The sequence below is a fragment of the Blautia sp. AM42-2 genome (genome assembly GCF_003480245.1).
GTDB lineage: Bacteria > Bacillota > Clostridia > Lachnospirales > Lachnospiraceae > Fusicatenibacter > Fusicatenibacter saccharivorans.
Genome location: NZ_QUIM01000012.1, coordinates 62,584 through 81,858, shown reverse-complemented (window position 1 = coordinate 81,858; position 19,275 = coordinate 62,584). Strand labels below are relative to the sequence as shown.

The 19,275-nt window shown below is 50.0% G+C and carries 14 protein-coding genes; 8 read left to right on the top strand and 6 right to left on the bottom strand.

The features are described from left to right. Window positions 1–22: 22 nt before the first annotated feature. Both DW915_RS12750 and DW915_RS12745 read right to left on the bottom strand, forming a co-directional pair. Window positions 23–1,078, bottom strand: coding sequence for a DUF4097 family beta strand repeat-containing protein (locus DW915_RS12750; protein WP_022463159.1), 1,056 nt, complete (start codon window positions 1,076–1,078; stop codon window positions 23–25). A 17-nt stretch (window positions 1,079–1,095) separates the two neighbouring features. After that, window positions 1,096–1,413, bottom strand: a complete 318-nt coding sequence (locus DW915_RS12745) for a PadR family transcriptional regulator (protein WP_022463160.1) — start codon at window positions 1,411–1,413, stop codon at window positions 1,096–1,098. 213 nt (window positions 1,414–1,626) lie between these two features. On the opposite strand from DW915_RS12745, the gene pflA reads away from it, so the two are divergent. The 3 genes from pflA to DW915_RS12730 all read left to right on the top strand — a co-directional run bounded on the left by pflA (window position 1,627) and on the right by DW915_RS12730 (window position 4,814). Continuing rightward, a complete protein-coding gene (gene pflA / locus DW915_RS12740; protein WP_022463161.1) occupies window positions 1,627–2,406 on the top strand; it encodes a pyruvate formate-lyase-activating protein in 780 nt (259 codons plus the stop codon). 235 nt (window positions 2,407–2,641) lie between these two features. Then, window positions 2,642–2,989, top strand: a complete 348-nt coding sequence (locus DW915_RS12735) for a HEAT repeat domain-containing protein (protein WP_022463162.1) — start codon at window positions 2,642–2,644, stop codon at window positions 2,987–2,989. 247 nt (window positions 2,990–3,236) lie between these two features. Next, window positions 3,237–4,814 carry a flotillin family protein gene (locus DW915_RS12730; RefSeq protein WP_022463163.1) on the top strand — a complete coding sequence of 526 codons (1,578 nt, stop codon included), beginning with the start codon at window positions 3,237–3,239 and terminating at the stop codon, window positions 4,812–4,814. 93 nt (window positions 4,815–4,907) lie between these two features. On the opposite strand, the gene DW915_RS12725 is transcribed toward DW915_RS12730, so the two are convergent. Both DW915_RS12725 and DW915_RS12720 read right to left on the bottom strand, forming a co-directional pair. After that, window positions 4,908–5,798: a LysR family transcriptional regulator gene (locus DW915_RS12725; protein ID WP_022463164.1), complete on the bottom strand. Its 891-nt coding sequence runs from the start codon at window positions 5,796–5,798 to the stop codon at window positions 4,908–4,910. 147 nt (window positions 5,799–5,945) lie between these two features. Further along, window positions 5,946–6,410, bottom strand: coding sequence for an ATP-binding response regulator (locus tag DW915_RS12720; RefSeq protein WP_330422688.1), 465 nt, complete (start codon window positions 6,408–6,410; stop codon window positions 5,946–5,948). A gap of 428 nt (window positions 6,411–6,838) precedes the next feature. Here DW915_RS12720 and DW915_RS12715 point away from each other — a divergent pair, with 428 nt between their 5' ends. The 3 genes from DW915_RS12715 (at window position 6,839) to DW915_RS12705 (ending at window position 13,141) form a co-directional block, all read left to right on the top strand. After that, entirely contained in the window at window positions 6,839–8,710 is a 1,872-nt protein-coding gene (locus DW915_RS12715) for a beta-N-acetylhexosaminidase (RefSeq protein ID WP_118742234.1), read from the top strand. 215 nt (window positions 8,711–8,925) lie between these two features. Further along, window positions 8,926–9,915 (top strand): glycoside hydrolase family 130 protein, encoded by a 990-nt coding sequence (locus tag DW915_RS12710; protein WP_055221374.1) that lies wholly within the window; start codon window positions 8,926–8,928, stop codon window positions 9,913–9,915. Between the two features lie 115 nt (window positions 9,916–10,030). Then, window positions 10,031–13,141: an alpha-mannosidase gene (locus DW915_RS12705; protein WP_118742233.1), complete on the top strand. Its 3,111-nt coding sequence runs from the start codon at window positions 10,031–10,033 to the stop codon at window positions 13,139–13,141. Between the two features lie 132 nt (window positions 13,142–13,273). On the opposite strand, the gene DW915_RS12700 is transcribed toward DW915_RS12705, so the two are convergent. Both DW915_RS12700 and DW915_RS12695 read right to left on the bottom strand, forming a co-directional pair. Next, entirely contained in the window at window positions 13,274–14,296 is a 1,023-nt protein-coding gene (locus tag DW915_RS12700) for a LacI family DNA-binding transcriptional regulator (RefSeq protein WP_022463170.1), read from the bottom strand. A 51-nt stretch (window positions 14,297–14,347) separates the two neighbouring features. After that, window positions 14,348–15,415 (bottom strand): carbohydrate-binding family 9-like protein, encoded by a 1,068-nt coding sequence (locus DW915_RS12695; RefSeq protein WP_022463171.1) that lies wholly within the window; start codon window positions 15,413–15,415, stop codon window positions 14,348–14,350. A 217-nt stretch (window positions 15,416–15,632) separates the two neighbouring features. Between DW915_RS12695 and DW915_RS12690 the strand changes: the two genes are divergently transcribed. Together DW915_RS12690 and DW915_RS12680 are read left to right on the top strand one after the other, a co-directional pair. After that, the gene (locus DW915_RS12690; protein ID WP_022463172.1) at window positions 15,633–17,873 is read left to right on the top strand and encodes a glycoside hydrolase family 3 N-terminal domain-containing protein; all 2,241 of its coding nucleotides are present in this window, start codon (window positions 15,633–15,635) and stop codon (window positions 17,871–17,873) included. Window positions 17,874–18,329: 456 nt separating this feature from the next. Further along, window positions 18,330–19,265 carry an ABC transporter permease gene (locus tag DW915_RS12680; protein WP_022463174.1) on the top strand — a complete coding sequence of 312 codons (936 nt, stop codon included), beginning with the start codon at window positions 18,330–18,332 and terminating at the stop codon, window positions 19,263–19,265. Window positions 19,266–19,275: the final 10 nt, after the last annotated feature.

The window sequence follows — 19,275 nt, the reverse complement described above, 5'->3', positions numbered from 1 at the left end:
TTATCCAGTCCATTCTTTTTTGTCAGTTTTCTGCCGGCAAGTCAGAGAGCAGGACATTTCCGTTGACGGTACTTGCCTGAATGGTGAATGCAGAAATACCGGAGCGGGTGAATGTTTTTGTGTAGGATTCCGTTCTTCCATTGGAGACGAGGCGGATTTTTCCGGTTGTCGTGGATGCATGAATGGACGCATCGGCAAGGTCGTGCGAGAGATGGAGTTTCACGGAACCGTTGACGGATTTTGATGTCAGGTACTCGGAACAGGTTCCCTCGAAGAGGACTTTGCCGTTGACACTGTTTAAGGATGCGCGGGAGCAGTCGCCGGTGATTTCAAGTTTGCCGTTTGTGGCGGAAACATCGAGGCTGTCTGTGCGCAGACGGGTCAGGACGATCTTTCCGTTCGCAGCCTGTATGCGGCAGCTGGATGCGGAAAGGGAATCACCGGTGATTTTGCCGTTTGTGGCGGAAATTTCGAGTGTAGTAAGGGAGAGGGTATCAAGCCCGGTCGCGCCGTTCAAAGAGCGGAGCGTCAGCTTCTGTACGGTGGACGGCACCTGGAAGGAGAACACCTCTTTCTGGTGATTATTGCAGAAAAGATGTTTCCAGAATACGGGAGGGATGAGTTTTTTCTCTCGCAGACAGAACGTATTGCCCTCAATGCCTGCCTCGAAGCGGTCCGGATCGAAGTCGCCGGAAAAGTCGAACTCAACCGAAGCGGAAGTGCCCGGAGCAAAGTCGGCAGAAGCATTCCGCAGGGAGATTTCCATAGCGGTGATGGCGGTGGAAGGGGCGTACGGGTAGTTCGGATGTGTTTCTTCAGAATTGGAGTGGGTTTTCTCCTGTGGCAGCACGTTTGCAACAGGTTGCTTCGTTGTGGCATATTCCTGACGGAAAAATTCGAGGACATCGTCGACATTACCGAGTTCCGCACAGATTTCCTCATCGGAGAGACCCTGGCTGCGGGCGTCGGCGAAATGGGATTCGAAATCGTTTAAAATTTCCTCTGCGGCGGCAGAATCAAAGGATGCAAGGCCCTGTTTCAATGCATTCATATAAGTTTCATACGTTGTATTCATCATGATTTTCCTTTCTATCGTCAGATCGTTTCATCTGAAATCAGTCGGTTGATCTGCTGGGTGAAATCCAGCCATTCCTGTTTTTTCTCCTGCTGATAAGCTGTTCCTGCTTCAGTCAGATGGTAATATTTCCGGGCAGGGCCGGATGCGGATTCCTGCAGATACGTTTCCACGTAACCGGCTTCCTTGAGTCGTTTTAAAATCATATAGAGCGTTCCTGCGGCGATGGACATTTCGCGGGAAATGGCGTCTGTCAGCTCATAGCCGTATTTGTCCTCTTTTGTCAGCTGGGAGAGGACACAGAGCTCGAGGACGCCCTTTTTGAGTTGTGGATTCATATGAACACCTCCTTGTTGAGTAGATCATAACACAGACTATATCATAATGCAATATAGCAAACCAAATTTTTATCCTGCCATGTGTTCGATTTTGTACATGGAAATGACTTGAAAAGAACCGCGGATTTCCGTATAATCAAGCAGAACCCTGAAATTTGACCGGAAAATACAGAAAAATAGAAAGATAGTAAGTTGGAAAGAAGAGGAAAAAATATGAGTGAAATGAATCAGAATAACAATGGCCCGGTAAAGGGCGCGATCCATTCGATCGAGAGCTTCGGATCCGTCGACGGACCTGGCGTACGCTACGTGATATTCGTGAAGGGCTGCAACATGCGCTGCCAGTTCTGCCACAACCCGGACACCTGGACGACGAAAGATGCCGACTGGCAGACCGCGGATGAGGTGCTGAAAAAGGCGCTCCGCTACAAAAATTACTGGGGCGAAAAGGGCGGCATTACTGTAAGCGGCGGAGAACCGCTGCTGCAGATCGACTTCCTGATCGAGCTGTTCCGCAAGGCAAAAAAGAACGGCGTTCACACAACGCTGGATACCAGTGGAAATCCGTTCACAAGAGAGGAGCCGTATTTCAGCAAATTTAATGAGCTGATGAAATACACCGACCTGCTGCTGCTCGATATCAAGCTGATTGACGACAAGGCGCACAGAGAGCTGACCGGCTGCACCAACGAGAACATCCTCGATCTGGCGCGCTACCTTGACGAGATCGGCAAACCAGTCTGGATCCGCCACGTCCTCGTCCCGGAACGCAGCGACTACGATGAATACCTGATTCGCCTCGATGAGTTTTTACACAGCCTGCACAACGTACAGCGCGTAGAGGTTCTCCCATACCACACCCTCGGCGTATTCAAATGGGAAACCTTAGGAATCCCATACAAACTCGAAGGCATCAACCCGCCGACCAAGGAGCGCGTGGAAAACGCCAATAAACTGCTGCATACGGCGGAATATACGGGATATCTGAAATAAAAAGCAGAACAACAAGAAAAAAATGTGAAAAAGTAACAATTTTTATAAAAACTTTATAGTATTTCTGTTCAAAAACCAGAAGAAAAGGAGTATAATTTCTGTTATGGACGAGAGCATGGTTACAATGTGGCGGACATGACAGGGACGACAGCAAAAACACTACGAACCTTTTTGATTCGCCGCGGCAGTTGCTGCATCCACCAAAAATAAGAGCAAAAAGAAAGAAGGATTTACAATGTTTGGTTCAAAAGAGGCATCGGAAGACAAGCTGAAAAAAATGGTGGAAAAAGGAAAATGGGACAAATTAAGAAAACAGTATCTGGATTCGGACAAGACAACGCAGGTAGCGCTTGCAAAAGCCTGTGCAGCTTCGAGAAATGATGGTTCTGTTAATATTCTGACTTCTCTTCTGGAAGTAGACGATGTAGACGTAAAAATCGCGGCCGTTACGAGCCTTGGTGAGGTTGGAGACGATCACGTAACAGCACTGATCCGTCAGCTGGCCGTCAAGACACCGGCAGATCAGACGGAGCTGAAAGCAGCGATCACAAAAGCGCTGGAGAAGATTGTCGAAAGAGCATAAGAGCAGGATCAGTGAAAAAAAGGAAAGGCGAAGAAGTTTCTGTAAAAAGAAGCTCCTTCGTTTTTTTGTTGCAAGGCATATCAGAATCTGCTCCAGCGGATTGTTTTTGCCCGAACAGAAATCTTACAAAATCGTAATAATAATGCAGTTGTATTTATCCCGCAAAAAATGCTATAGTGAAAATAACACAGACACAAAAGCAGAACGCGGAGCGAAAAGCATCCGCAGAAAAAAGGGAGGAAACAAGATGGAATTTGTATTCGAACATGCAACCATGATTGCCGTGATCGCCGTTGTGGTGATCATTCTTGCCATTCTGGCGAGCGGTTATGTGAAGGCGCCGCCGGATACCGCATTTATTATTTCCGGTTTCAAAAAAGGCCAGCGGATCCTGATCGGTAAAGCCGGCATCAAGCTCCCATTCTTTGAGCGGCTGGACAAGCTGAGTCTGAAGCTGGTAGCGATCGATGTGAAGACGAGCGACGCCGTGCCGACCGCTGACTACATCAATATTCAGGTGGATGCAGCCGTCAACATCAAAGTCGGGGACGAACCGCAGAAGCTCCAGAAAGCATCCCAGAACTTCCTGAACCGCGACAGCGAATATATTGCCAAGGTTGCAAGAGAAGTCCTTGAAGGAAACATGCGTGAGATCGTTGGAAAGATGCGTCTGGAAGAGATGGTTTCCGACCGCCAGAAGTTTGCGGAGCTGGTCAAAGAAAATGCAGAACCGGACCTGGCTGCGATGGGACTTGACATCATCAGCTTCAACGTACAGAATTTCGTCGATTCCAATCAGGTCATTGAAAACCTCGGTATCGACAATATCGTAAAAATCAAGAAATCCGCGGCGATCGCCCGTGCCAATTCCGAGAAAGAAATCAAAATTGCCCAGGCGCGTGCAAATAAAGAGGCGAACGATGAGCGCGTTCTTGCCGAGACTGAGATCGCAAAGAAAAACAACGATCTGGCAATCAAGTCGGCAGAGCTGAAAAAAGAGTCCGATATCAAAAAGGCAGAGGCAGATGCAGCGTACAAGATTCAGGAAGAGCAGCAGAGAAAAGAGCTGGAAATCACTTCCGCGAATGCGAACATCGCCCGTCAGGAGCGTGAGGTTGAGCTCCGTGCCAGAGAAGTAGAAGTAACCGAGAAATCCCTCGAGGCAGAAGTCAAGAAGAAAGCCGAGGCCGAGCGTTACGCAAAACAGCAGCAGGCAGAGGCAGATTTGTACCGCCGTCAGAAAGACGCAGAGGCAGACCAGTTCGAAAAAATCCGCGAGGCGGAGGCAAAGAAAGCCCAGGCAGAAGCCCAGCGCTATGCGATGGAGCAGGAAGCACTCGGTATCAAGGCAAAAGGTGAGGCGGAAGCCGCATCTATCCGCGCCCAGGCACTTGCAGAGGCCGAAGGTATGGAGAAGAAAGCCGAGGCTTACCAGCGCTACAACAAAGCCGCAATGGCAGAGATGATGATCAAGGTTCTGCCGGAGATCGCCGGAAAGATCGCAGAGCCGCTCAGCCAGATCGACAAGATTACGATCATCGGCGGCGGAAGCGAGGACAACGGCATCGGCTCCGTAGCGGGCAATGTGCCGGTGGTGATGGCAAAGCTGTTTGAGTCGATGAAAGAGGCGACCGGTGTCGATCTCTCCGAAATCATGAGAGCCGATACGTACGATGCAAAAGTAAACCGCAACATTCAGATCTCCAGCCCGGAAGAGCTCAAAGAGTATCTGAAAGCAGAAGCCGGAAAGGCAGCAGCGGATGCAGAAAGCCCGGAAAAAGCGGAAGCATCCGAACCGGTGCAGAAAGACGGCAGCGAGCAGTAAATCCAGAACGGATCATAAAAACAGAAAAAGAGGCAGGGATCCAGAGAAATTTCTTGAGGATCCTGCCTCTTTTGACGTATAGATCGGAAAAAGTTATTCGGCGCCTTTTTCCAGCATGCTCATGAACTCTTTTGCCGCCTGCGGGATCGGCAGATGGGAGCTGTGGGCAACGACAAGCTGGCGCGGCGGAAGCTCCTCCACGAGGTCGAGCTGGAAGGCCGCCGTCTCTTTTACAAGGCAGTAGTCCGGCACAAACGCGATGCCAAGGCCGATACTCGCCAGGTCGATCAGAAGATCGTTGCTGCCAAGCTCAATTTCCGGCACGAGGTCGAGCTGGAACCGCTGAAACTGGCTGTGCAGGAACTCACTCGTCGTACTCTTGCGGTCGAGCATCAGAATCGGGTACTGCAGCAGCTCTTTTAAGTGAACCGGCCTGTTTTCCAGTTCCGGGTAATATTCGCCGTTCGCGATGAAGATATCGTGGAACGAATGAATCGGAATCGTGTGAAGACGGCTGGAAAGATGCGAGTTTGGATAATTGGTCACGATGAAATCCACCTGGCCGGATTCCAGCAGATCGACACACTGGGTCGAAGTCTGGTTTGTCACCTTGATGTGGACATTCGGAAAGGAGCGGTGGAAACGGTTCAGGTACGGAACAAGGAAATAGCGGCAGATTGTGTCGCTCGCGCCGATGCGGAGCTGGCCGCCGCCAAGCGTTCCCGCTTCCATAATCTGTGCTTCACCGCGCGCAATCAGGTTGATCGCAGGCTCTACGTGGCGCAGCAGCGTTTCTCCCTCCGGCGTTAACTGCACGCGCTTTGTACTGCGGATAAAGAGCGTGATTCCAAGCTTTTTCTCCAGTACCTTGATCGACTGGCTGACCGCCGACTGCGAGATAAAAAGCAGCTTGGAGGCCTCGGAAAAACTGAGTGTGGTGGCAACGTAATAGAAAACCTTATATAACTCGTAATTAATATCCAAAATAAGCACCTCTTATAAAATATGATATCTTCACTCTAGCACACTTCCCCGAAAGAATGCAAGAAAAAATCTGCCGGAACCGTGAACTTTTTCTCCTCTTTTTCGAGTAAGAGAAAATTCACGGTTCCGGCAGATAAGAAAGAGGAATCAGCCAAGCACTTTGGCAATGGCGCTGTCCAGCGTGCGGATCTGGCGCGTTGCAGAGTATCCGTCGAGTTTCGGCATCTGAATATCCATCAGCACCAGATCGAACTGATCCGGCGCTGCGGTGCGGAGCGTCTCAACGGCAACATCGCCGTCGTCTGCAAGGCTGACGGAAAATCCGGCGTTCGAAAGGAGCTCCATCGCGATTTCCTGTACCATATGGCTGACGTTGATCGCCATGCCAAGTCCCGTACCCTGAATGCCGCTGACCGTAGAAGTCTCCTCGCGTGTAAGCGATTCAAAGAGGTGCTCCTGGAATTCCCGGCTCATGCCGATGCCGTTGTCGCGGACGTGGAATTCGTAGAGCGCATACCCTTTTTTATAGTACGGTTTCTGAATAATACGGACAATGATGGTGCCGCCGTTCTGTGTGAATTTCGTGGCATTGCTCAGCAGATTCAGCAGAATCTGGTTCAGGCAGATCTTGTTGCAGAGGATAATAGAAATCCCCCTGTGTTATGAAATATGTAAAGAAATTGCTTACAAAACAAAAATATAAGACAACATATATCTCATTATACTTGATACAGACAAAATTTACCAGCGTTTGTGTAAAAGAAAAGTAAAAAATAGAATGAACGATGCATCCGAAAAACAGATTTTGTTCCGGAATGGAAATGGGAAACAAAGAAAAATAAAAGTTACTTTACATATAAAAGAGCAGAACAGGAAGAAACTTTGAAAAAAGTTGAAGAAAATTACAAATTATTGTGGAATATGTGGAAAAAATATGGTAGGATGGGAGAGAAAAGAAAAGTAGTTTTCAAAATGTTACTTAACGTTCAACGAAAACTCTAAGGTTACAAATAAAACAAAAGAACAAGAGGAGAAGGAAAATGGAATTTTTACCAAAGCCGAAAGAGGTAAAACTCCTGACGGGGGAACATGCACTTTGCTATGACGGCAGAATCGTACTTGAGGGCAGACTGCTGGGAAATGGGGATACGTATGCGAAAGTGCTGCAGCAGGGAATCCAAAAGGAAACCGGAATGCAGTATGAGATGGGATACGGTGTTCCGGGAAGAAAAGAGACCGGTGCCATTGTACTGGGACTGGATGAGACGCTGAAAAGCCAGCAGTACATACTGCAGGTGACAGAAGAGAATATTACGATTCAGGGCGGTGACGGAGCCGGCGTGCTCTACGGCGTGCAGACGCTGTGCCAGATGATACACGAATACGGTGCACTGCTTCCGGCTGTGCGGATCGAGGATGAGCCGGATCTGCCGGTGCGCGGCTATTATCTCGATGAGACGAGAGGCCGTGTGCTGACACTTTCCTATTTAAAACAGGTGGCAGACCGCATGGCGTACTACAAGCTGAACCAGCTGCAGCTCTATGTGGAGCACACGTATCTGTTCTCCGGACTTTCCGAGATGTGGCGCGATGAGACGCCGCTTACGGCAGAGGAAATCCGCGAGCTGGATGCGTACTGCGCAAAGCTTCATATCGAATTGGTGCCGTCGATCGCAACGTTCGGCCATCTGTACATGCTGCTCTCCACAAAGAGCTATGGCGACCTCTGTGAATTCCCAGACAGCTGGAAAGAGCCGTTTTCCTTCTGGGACCGGATGCAGCATCACACGGTGGATGTCTCCGGCGGCAGAGCGATCGAGCTGATCAAGGCCATGATCGAGGAGTACATGGCGCTTTTTGCCACGGATAAATTCAACATCTGCGCGGACGAAACGTTCGACCTTGGAAAAGGAAAATCGAAACCGCTGGCAGACGAGAAAGGCGTTCACCGCCTGTATATCGACTATGTAAAAGAGCTCTGCGAGTTTCTCGTGGCAAAAGGCAAAAAGCCGATGTTCTGGGGCGATATCATCTGCGCACAGCCGGAGCTGATCAAAGAGCTGCCAGAGGAAACCGTCTGCCTGACCTGGGGCTATGCAGCCGAGCAGAGAGAGCATGAGGCAAAAGTGATGGCGGAAGCTGGTGCAAGACAGTATCTCTGTCCTGGGGTCGGCGGCTGGAACCAGTGGATGAACCTGGTGGAGAACAGCTACAAAAATATCGCACGGATGTGCGGCTATGCGAGAAAATACCATGCGGAAGGTGTTCTGAACACAGACTGGGGTGACTGCGGCCACATCAATCAGCCGGACTTTTCCCTTCCTGGCATGATCTATGGAGCCGTCTTCTCCTGGGGAGACGATACCGACAGCTTTGAGGAGCTGAATGAACAGATTTCCCGTCTGGCCTACGGCGACCGGAGCGGAAAATTCGTTTCCTATATGGCAAAAACGGCAGAATGCTCCATCTTTGACTGGTGGGATGCCAACGTCGTTTACGAGGAAAAAGTGCTCGGTCATCCGAACAACCGGAATGCGCTGTTTGACGCGAGAATCCAGGATGAGGCGAAGCGTGCAGCTGCAAAGGAAACAATTGCGGCTCTGAAAAAAGAACTGAAAAAGACAGCCGGTGCTCTGGAAGAATCCTGCCGTCCAATGGTTCCGGTGCTGGAACTTACGATGGACGCCATCGATCTCTGGAACGAGACGGGTGCGAGACTGTGTGATATCGAGCTTGGAAAAGAAAAAGATGAGGCAGCCTGCGCGGCACTTGCGGGACGGCTGGAAACCTGGTTTATGAAGTATAAAGCGTCCTGGAGAAGCATCAGCAAAGAAGGCGATCTGCACCACATTGCGGAAATTGTATTCTGGTATGCCGATATTCTGCGGGGAAGAAAACCGTACGAAAAATAAAAAAATCTGTTTGTAAACAAAATGAACAGAAAAAGAGAATAAATGAACGATAAAAAGTAACAAAGAAAACGAAAATTTACATAAAAGTGAACAAAAACACTTGACTTTTGCGCAGAAATGGACGAAGATAGAAGTATCGGATCGAAAGATCAAAAATGTCCGTATGGCGTGACAAGAGAGAAAGAAAAAAATAATTTTCACAGAGGGAAACAATCATGAGTAAAATCATCGGAAACAATCTGCCGGATATGCCTTGGCAGGAAAAACCAGCAGGAGAGCACATGCCGGTATGGCGCTATGATCAGAACCCGATCATCGGCCGTTACGAGCAGAAACGTTCCAACAGTATCTTCAACAGCGCAGTCGTACCGTTCGAGGACGGATACGTAGGTGTATTCCGCTGCGACAGCCGTTCCATCAGCATGGACATCTTCGTTGGAAGAAGTAAAGACGGTATCCACTGGGAGATCGAGGATGAACCGATCAAATTTGAGGGCGCTGACGAGGAGATTCTGACAAGAGAGTACCGTTATGACCCGCGTGTCTGCAAAATCGACGACAAATACTATGTAACCTGGTGCAACGGCTATCACGGCCCGACCATCGGTGTTGCTTACACCTATGACTTCAAGAAATTCGTTCAGCTTGAGAACGCATTCCTTCCATTCAACCGTAACGGCGTGCTGTTCCCGAGAAAGATCAACGGCTACTACATGATGATGAGCCGTCCAAGCGACAACGGCCATACACCGTTCGGCGATATCTTTGTCAGCCAGAGTAAAGATATGGAATTCTGGGGAAGACACCGTCACATGATGAGCCCGGTCCGCGGCGATGAGTCTGCATGGCAGTGCACCAAGATCGGTGCCGGCCCGGTTCCGATCGAAACAGATGAGGGATGGCTGCTGATCTACCACGGCGTTATCACAACCTGCAACGGATACGTATATCGTATGGGATGCGCACTGCTTGATATCGACGAGCCGTGGAAAGTAAAATACAGAACGAAAGACTATATTATGGCTCCGATCACCCAGTACGAGTGCATGGGTGATGTTCCGAACGTAGTATTCCCGTGCGCAACCTTAAGCGATGCAGCAACCGGAAGAATCACTATCTACTACGGATGCGCAGATACTGTAACCGGTATGGCATTCACAACCGTAGATGAGCTGCTGAACTATGTGAAAGAGAATAGCCTTTGATTTATAAGATAACTTAAAAAGCGACAAGTCCGCCGGGCTTACGGGTGAAAGAAGCCTGCAGGTCCGGCGGACTTTCTTTTAAAAAATGACCCCATGGACAGCATAAGGAGGCACTATGAAATTTGTAAAAGAGCGTGTGAACGTAATCTGCCAGGAACTGGCAAGACTTTCGATTTCACAGAAAATTAAAATCACCGATATGCAGGTGAAAAATGGATGCTATATCACACCGGCAGAGGCCGATGCATCAAAAGAGCCGTGGACATCGTTTGATACGGTCAATGACCGCTGGTACGGACCGGACAAACATTACTGGTTCCGCACCACCATCACCATTCCGGAGAGTTTCGATGGAAAAAATCTCTGGATGAGAGTCCATGCAGGACTGGACGAATGGGATGACGGAAGAAACCCGCAGTTCCTGCTGTTTGCAAACGGCGAAGTGATCCAGGGTATGGATATCAACCACCGCGAAGTACTTGTAAGAGAAAATGCAAAGGCCGGTGAAAAAATCCAGTTTGACCTGCAGTCCTACACCGGAACGCTGCACAGCGAGTTCCGTCTGCTGGCAGACCTTGAGGAGCATGATGCGAAAATCGAGGAGATCTATTACGACCTCATCGTTCCGATGCAGGGCCTGAACCGTATGGACGAGGATAATAAAACGCGTCTGGATCTCGAAACCGCACTGACCAACACGATCAATCTGCTGGACCTGCGCAAGCCATACAGTAAAGAGTTCTACGCTTCCATCGAAGAGGCAGAAAAATGCATCCAGGAAGAGATCTATGAAAAAATGGGCGGCTGGGACGAAGTTGTGGCAACGTGCATCGGCCACACCCACATTGATGTGGCATGGCTGTGGACGATCGACCAGGTTCGTCAGAAATCCTGCCGAAGCTTTGCAACGGTATTAAAACTGATGGAGGAGTATCCGAACTATCACTTCATGTCGAGCCAGCCGAAGCTCTACAGCTTTGTCAAAGAAAGACACCCGGAAGTGTACGAGAAAATCCGCCAGAGAGTCAAAGAAGGACGCTGGGAGCCGGAAGGCGGCATGTGGGTTGAGGCAGACTGCAACCTGACTTCAGGAGAGTCCCTCGTGCGCCAGTTCCTGTTCGGAAAACGCTTTTTCAAAGAAGAGTTTGGCGTGGACAACAAGATCCTGTGGCTGCCGGATGTCTTCGGATACAGCGCAGCGATGCCGCAGATTCTGAAAAAATGCGGAATTGACTACTTCATGACGACCAAACTGGCATGGAACGAGTTCAACAAAGTGCCGTACGATACGATGAACTGGGAAGGCATCGACGGAAGTGAAGTATTCACTCATATGATCACAACGCTCGGCGTCGGACAGCCGGAGACGAGCTTCTTTACCACATACAACGGAATGCTGCACCCGGATGCCATCATGGGCGGATGGGACCGCTACCAGAACAAGGACATCAACAACGATATCCTGATCAGCTACGGCTACGGAGACGGCGGCGGCGGCCCGACCAGAAGAATGCTGGAGACATCCAAACGTATGGAAAAAGGCATCAAAGGTGTGCCGAAAGTACGCCAGGCATTTGCGAGAACGTATTTCGACGAGCTGCATGAGAAGGTAAAAGACAGCAAACGCCTCCCAACCTGGATCGGCGAACTGTATTTTGAGTTCCACCGCGGAACATACACCTCGATGGCACGCAACAAACGCGGCAACCGTAAGAGCGAGTACGCGATGATGGAATTAGAGCTTCTGTCCGTTCTGGCCGAAAACGCCGGAAAAGCATACCCGACCGAAGAACTGAACCGCATGTGGGAGATGATCCTGACCAACCAGTTCCACGATATTCTGCCGGGCTCCTCGATCCATGAGGTATATGAGCAGACGAAGAAAGAATATGCAGAGATTGCGGAGACATCAGCAAAACTGATCGGCGAGCGCATGGAAGCACTCTGCGGAACAAAAGACGAGAGCGTGACCGTATGGAACACTCTCGGCCACAGAAGAAACGACGTTGTTGTACTCGGTGAGACCGCGGCAGAAGCCATGACCGACGGAACCACCGTATATCCGGTACAGCAGACGAAAGACGGAGCCATTGTCTATGCAGAAAACCTGCCGTCCAAAGGATATCAGGTTCTGCGCCCGACGAGCGGAGCCGCTGCGGAAACGCCATTTGCTGTAACAGAAGCTGGAGAGGGCTATACCCTTGAGACTCCGTTCTACACGATCCAGATCGATGCAAACGGTGAATTCACTTCCTTGTTTGATAAAGAGAATGACCGCGAAGTGCTTCAGAGCGGAACAACCGGCAACGAGCTGCGTATCTATGAGGACAAACCTCTGCAGTACAGCGCATGGAACCTGGATATCTTCCATACCGAGAAATCCTGGAAGGTGGAGGGTGTACGCCGCATGGAGTGGACAGAAAACGGTCCGGTCCGCGCAACACTGGAAATTGAGCGCGAAGTGATGGACACCGTCATCCGCCAGCAGATCCATTTCTATGCAAAAGACCGCAGAATCGACTTCGAAACCTACGTTGACTGGAAGTTCGCCGAGCATGTACTGAAAGTTCACTTCCCGGTAGACGTTCACAGCGACGAGGCAACTTTCGATATCCAGTTCGGTAATGTGACAAGAAAACTGCACACCAACACAAGCTGGGATCAGGCAAGATTCGAAGTATGCGGCCACAAATGGGCTGATATCTCAGAGGGAAGCTACGGCGTCAGCCTGATGAACGACTGCAAGTACGGCTATTCCATGAAGAACCGTGTGATGACGCAGACTCTGATCAAATCCGGAACTGAGCCGAACCTGACCGCAGACCAGGAAGAGCATTTCTTTACTTACTCTCTGTATCCGCACGCAGGAACATGGCGTGAGGCAGGCACCGAGCAGGAAGCTCTGAACCTGAACGTACCGGCAAAAGCAGTTGCAGGTGCAGCAGAGAAAGACCGCATGGAATTCCTGTCTGTAGACAAACGCGACGTAGTGCTTGAGACTGTGAAGAAGGCAGAGGACGGCGACGGCGTAATCGTTCGTCTGTACGAGGTGGAGAATGCAAGAACGAAAGTGACCCTGCACTGCGCAGAGGCAATTGCATCCGCTGAGGAGACCGACCTTCTCGAGAACCCGATCGAGGGCGCGCTTGGTGTGAAGGAGAACGAGATTGAGCTTACGATCAAGCCGTATGAGATCCGTACGATCCGCATCCGCACCGCGAAGTAAGAAAACAGAAATAAAATATAGAAATCACAATTGGTCCACTGGACCAATTGTTGATATGCCGAGCAACAGAAAAAGACACCGTGTCCCGGAAGGGAAGACGGTGTCTTTTTTGAAAACAGATGAAAAATAAAATCAGTCACCGGTGGAATCGCGGTACAGCACGTTGGTGCCGAGATACGTAATTTCATGCGGCGTGTTCGGATATTTGATCCGGTACAGAATCTGGAGTGCCAGACGTGCGCCGAGTTCTTCGTTGAAGACCTGAACGGTCGTCAGATGTTCTGCCAGAAGATCCTCTGTATTGTTGTCGAAGCCGGATACTGCAACGTCCTCCGGTACGCGTAAGCCCCGTTTTTCGAGAAGCTGCATCAGAATGCAGGCAACGTAGTCGCTGGCGCAGACGAAAGCGTCCGGCATGCGGGACAGGGAAGAAAGGAAGGTATCGATTTCTTCACGGTACGTATCGATGCCGAGCGGTGTCGTCAGGCAGAGAGAAGAATCCACCTTTTTACCGGCATCCGCCAGAGCCTGGCAGAAACCTTCATATCGTTCGCGGTTGGACTGTGCGTAGCTGATATCACCGATGAAGCCCGGAAGGGTGCGTCCCTGCTCGAGCAGATGGCAGGTGATGCGGCGGACACTGGTGCGGCTCTCCATGAGAAGCAGGTCGCCGTTCAGCTCATCCGGGGCAACAAGAGAGGAAGTGTCCAGGAACACTTTCGGAATCTGTGTCTCTGCGAGCAGGCGCAGAAGACGCTCGTTGTACACATTCAGAACGATGATGCCGTGAACATTTCCGTTTGTAAGAGTCGGCGGGAGAAAATACGTTTTATCCGCCGAAGTCGGAAGATACGTGTAAACGAGATTGACATTGTGTGTCGAAAATACTTTTGCAATTTGGTGGATGATGGTCATCCAGAAAAGTGAGGTTTCCGGTCTGCAGACGGCAACTGCAATGTTGACCGGCGTGGTCTCCTCTGCGCTCTGCGGATACTGAAAATCCTCCGGGATGGCATAGCCGAGTTCCTGGGCTTTGGCGATGACCTTGGTGCGCAGGGAATCGGAGACGCCTTCGTGTCCGCTGAACACCTTCCAGACCGTAGTCCGGGAGATGCCCAGGGAGTTCGCGATTTCCTGTAACGTTACTTTTTTCATAGTTTAAACCGATCCTGTTACAAATTTTGAGTGCTAACACATATTATACACTTAACGTGTAACTTTTTCAACCTTTCCATTGGAAGACAGAAGGAGTAAATGTGCTCCGTCGGCACTCGGGCAGGTGATCAGGTAAGAGTGGCTTGTGGTCTCAATGGTGTAGTCAAGAGCTTTGACGGTTTTGTTGAAGTCATTTGGAGCGTAAGCGGCAAGGGTCTCCTGTAAGACGGTAAGACTGTCGCTGTAGGAACCGGTTGTCTCAAACAGAATGTTTTCTGCGTAATACAGCTTGCGGAGTTCCCATTTGCGGTATTCGTCCTCCGGAATCGTGATGTCACACGGTGCGTCGTCGCGGTCGTCAGAGAAGAAAACGAAAGACCAGAGTTCCGGGTAATGAATGTTGATGACACCGGTCGGAGCCCATACCCAGTTGTCCTCCGGGAGAACGTTTCCGGCTTCATTGGTACGTTTTACATAAGTGTTGTCCTTGATGTCCACTTTCCACTGAACACGGGAGAAGTTCATACGGTAGAATTCTCCGTTTTTCGGTGCGCGGCGTTCTTTCTGATACTCATAGAGAGCAGCGAACGGAATGACAACCTCAACGCTCCAGCACTTGTTTTCTGCGGATGGATCGTTGATGGAGCCATCTACATGAACAGCGGTGCGCAGACCGTGCATGTCGTAGCCATTGAGGCCGCTTCCGCCGTCACGGTATGGCTCGGAAAGAAACAGATCCCATACCGTGTTCAGAACGTTCATTTCGAACTCATAGTAATGGTACGTATCAGAATCCGGGTCAACGAAGATTTCAAAATCGTTGTCGAGGAAAATGACGGAGTCGCGCTCGGTCTGGTGTCCCCAGATTTCATCGCCGTCAAGCACGGCTGCTACGTAAAGGTTCTCGTCATCCCAGAGCATTTTTGCACGGGTGACAAAGCGCGGAAGCGGCATGTGGCTTCCTTCGATATCGAGAAATTCGTCGGTATACGGGGCATCTTCCCAGAATGGTTTGTTGATGTTTCCGTCTAACTCGAACGGCTTTTTTGCGCGGTGGCAGGTGTAAACCGGCGGTGCGAACGGGACTGCCGGAACCGGAATTGTGATGTTTGTACTCATAGTAAAAATCTCCCTTTCAAATATTTACTGTTAAGCTTTTTTAGAAAACACGCGGAAAACGTGTCGACAAAAGGTATCATAACACCAGAAGTAATAAAATTCAACATTAAAATGAACAAAAATGAACGAAAGATAACTTACTGTGGACAAAATGAAAAGAATGCGGTACAATAAAGCCACTTGAAATAAGGAGAAGGACAAGGAGGAAACAAAAACAATGGAAGCATATCAGAATGCGGCCCTTTCCCCGGAAGAGCGCGCAAAAGACCTGCTCGGAAAAATGACGCTGCAGGAAAAAGTAGGACAGTTAAATCAGCGTCTGTACGGATTCCGGATTTACGAGAGACAGGGTGAGGAGTTTACACTGACAGAGGAATTTAAAGAGGAAGTAGAGCGCATGGGAGGGCTTGGCGTCCTGTACGGCCTGTACCGTGCCGATCCGTGGGCAGATAAAGATGAGAAGACCGGCATTGTGCTGGAACTTTCCGCAAAAGCCTATAATATAGTACAGAAATATGTGATCGATCATTCCCGCCTCGGCATCCCGATGATGATGAGCACCGAGTGCCCGCACGGCCATCAGGCGCTCGGCGGCGGTCTGCTTCCGGTCAACCTGGCAGCAGGCGCAACATTCGACCCGGAACTTCTTTCCGAAGGCTACAAGGCATGCGGAAAACAGTTAAAGAGCGGTCATGTGGATCTGGCGCTGATGTCGGCGCTCGATATGGCGCGCGACCCGAGATGGGGAAGAAGTGAGGAGTGCTACTCTGAAGACCCGTGCCTTGCCGCATCCATGGCAAAAGCGGCAGTCACCGGTATGCAGTCCACCGGTGTCGGCAGTGTGGCAAAACACTTCTGCGCACAGGGCGAGACAACCGGAGGTGTGAACGCGAGTGCTGCAAGAATCGGCGAGCGGGAGCTGCGGGAAATCCATTTTCCATCGGCAAAAGCGTGCTGTGAAGCAGGCGTGGAAGGCATCATGGCGGCATACAACGAGATCGACGGCGTGTACTGCCACAGAAACGCATGGCTGCTCCGCGATGTTCTGCGCGGTGAAATGGGCTTTGACGGCATTGTGATGGCAGATGGTTTGGCTGTAGATTTCCTTAAGAATACCGAGGGTGATACTCTGCATGCAGGCGTTGCAGCGAGAAAAGCCGGTGTGGATGTGAGCCTCTGGGATGAAGCGTTCAGCCGTCTCGGCGAGGCCGTAGAGCAGGGACTTCTCGATGAGAGCGAGATCGACGAGTCTGTTCTCAAAGTTCTGAAGCTGAAATTTGAAAAGGGTCTGTTTGAACATCCTTATATGGAAGAAAACATGCTCACCCCGGAAGAAGCCGGGATCCCGGAAGTATCTCTTTCCCTGGCACGGGAGTCCGCTGTTCTTCTGAAAAACGAGGAGAGTGTGCTGCCGCTTGCTAAGAAGTACAAAAAAGTAGCTGTGATCGGCTATCACGCAGCAGACCGTTATTGCATGCTCGGCGACTACACCCCGCCGGTTCCGGAAAGCGAGTGCGTCACCGTCCTTCAGGGCATGAAACAGGAAGCACCGGAGGGCGTGGAAGTTTCCTATGCAATGGGAAGTGAATTTTCAGAGGCTGACGAGGACGAGAAAGCAAAAGCACTGGCACTTGCAGCAAAGAGCGATGTGATCGTAGCTGTTGTCGGCGGTTCTTCTTCCCGTTTCGGCGGAGCTGTGTTCGATGCAAACGGTGCAGCATCCAAGGGAACCGGCAGCCGTTCGATGGACTGCGGCGAGGGAATGGACACCGCAAAGGTTCACATCCCGGCAGCACAGGAAGAACTGGTTGCAGAGCTTGCCCGCCTTGGCAAGCCGATGGTAACCGTTGTGATCGCAGGAAGAGCATACTGCATCGAGGATATCGAAAATGCTTCGAATGCCCTTCTGTATGCGTTTTATCCGGGTCCGATGGGCGGCAAGGCCGTTGCAGAGATGCTCTACGGAACCACGAATCCGTCCGGCCGTCTCCCGGTATCCATGCCGCGCCACGCCGGTCAGATTCCGGTGTGCTACAATTACCGTACCTCCGTCGTTCCGGCATACTGCGATATGACGAGCCAGCCGCTGCATACGTTCGGTGAGGGAAAATCCTACACGACGTTTGCGTGCAGCGATGTTTCCGTGAACAAAGAAGAAAACGGTGCTGCCGTTTCGTTTACCGTAGAGAACACCGGTGCCATGGCAGGAACCTCCGTTCCGTGTCTGTATGTGCGGAAACGTTCCGGCGGTGTGGTAGCGAGAATCAAAGAGCTGAAAGCTTTTACCAGAATTTCTCTTGCACCGGGTGAGAAAAAAGAAGTTTCGTTCCAGCTTTCCAAAGAGGAGATGAACTTTGTCCAGATTCCGGGAAAACCGGAAGTGATCTGCCATGACTATGAGCTGATGCTCGAGGATGGAGCAGAGAAATGGTGGAGCGGAAATGTAACTGAAATGTAAGGCTTGACGGAAGATAATATAAAAAGTAATAAAACTGAACAAAGGGAGAAAATATGTTGCGAAACAAAACGACGTATTTTCTCCCTTTTTGTTTCTTTGAAATGGACGAAAATACGAAAAAAGATAACATGGATCACGGCCGCAAGGGACAGAAAAACCGAAAAACGCGTCGAAATATAGGAAAAGTGCCTAAAAAACGCCTGCTTAAATTGCGTAAAAGTAACAAACTGGTATATATGTTCAATTAATGGTTGACAAATAAGGTAACAAAAGGTAAAATAAATTCAACAAAACAGTGTTGGATAAATCTTAAATAACAGATTTGATTGTGGCAGTTGTACAAAAAAGAAGCAGCATGCGAGGATGATGCGAAAGCAAAATGTTCAAAATGTTCACGACAAGGGATGCTCCAATCAAGGAAAACACGAAACCTTTAAAAGGGAGGACAAGAGAGAAATGAAAGAGAAACCAACAAAAGCAAAGAAAAAAGGCCGCACCATCCGCGCCTTTAAGAGAGACATCTCGCTTTGGCTTTTCTGTGTTCCGGGCGTAATCCTGACATTCATCTTCAGCTACATTCCGATGTATGGTGTACAGATCGCGTTCCGCCGCTTTAATGCGACAGCCGGAATCACAAAGAGCCCGTGGGTAGGCATGTACTACTTTGAGAGATTCTTCAACTCTCCATACTTTGCTTCCACCATCAAGAACACATTGATCCTGAGTCTGTACGGACTGGTTGTATCATTCCCGATTCCGATCATCCTGGCACTGATGCTGAACTCCTTCCGCCATAAGAGATACCGGAAAGTGATCCAGACCGTCACCTACGCGCCGAACTTCATTTCCACCGTAGTTATGTGTGGTATGATCATTCTGTTCCTGTCTCCGTCCGTCGGTGTTATCAACCACGTACTGGAAGCAATCGGAATTCCGGCGGTCAACTTCATGGCGAAAAAAGCCTACTGGAGACACATTTATGTGTGGACCGGCGTATGGCAGAGTACAGGATGGAGCTCTGTTATTTACTTCGCAGCACTCGCCGGCATCAGCCCGGAGCTGCATGAGGCGGCAAAGGTAGACGGCGCAACGAAATTACAGCTGATCCGTCACATCGACCTTCCGCTGATCATGCCGACCGCGACCATTCTTCTGATTATGAACTGCGGAAGCATTCTTTCCGTCGGCTTCGAAAAAGCCTTCCTTCTGCAGAACAACCTGAATGCCAGTGTATCCGAGATCATTTCCACCTACGTCTATAAGGTCGGTCTGATCAACAACGATATGTCGTATTCTTCAGCAATCGGTCTGTTCAACACCATCGTAAACATGGTTATGCTGATCATTGTCAATACGATATCTGATAAACTTTCGGGCAACAGCCTGTGGTAGGAGGAAACAA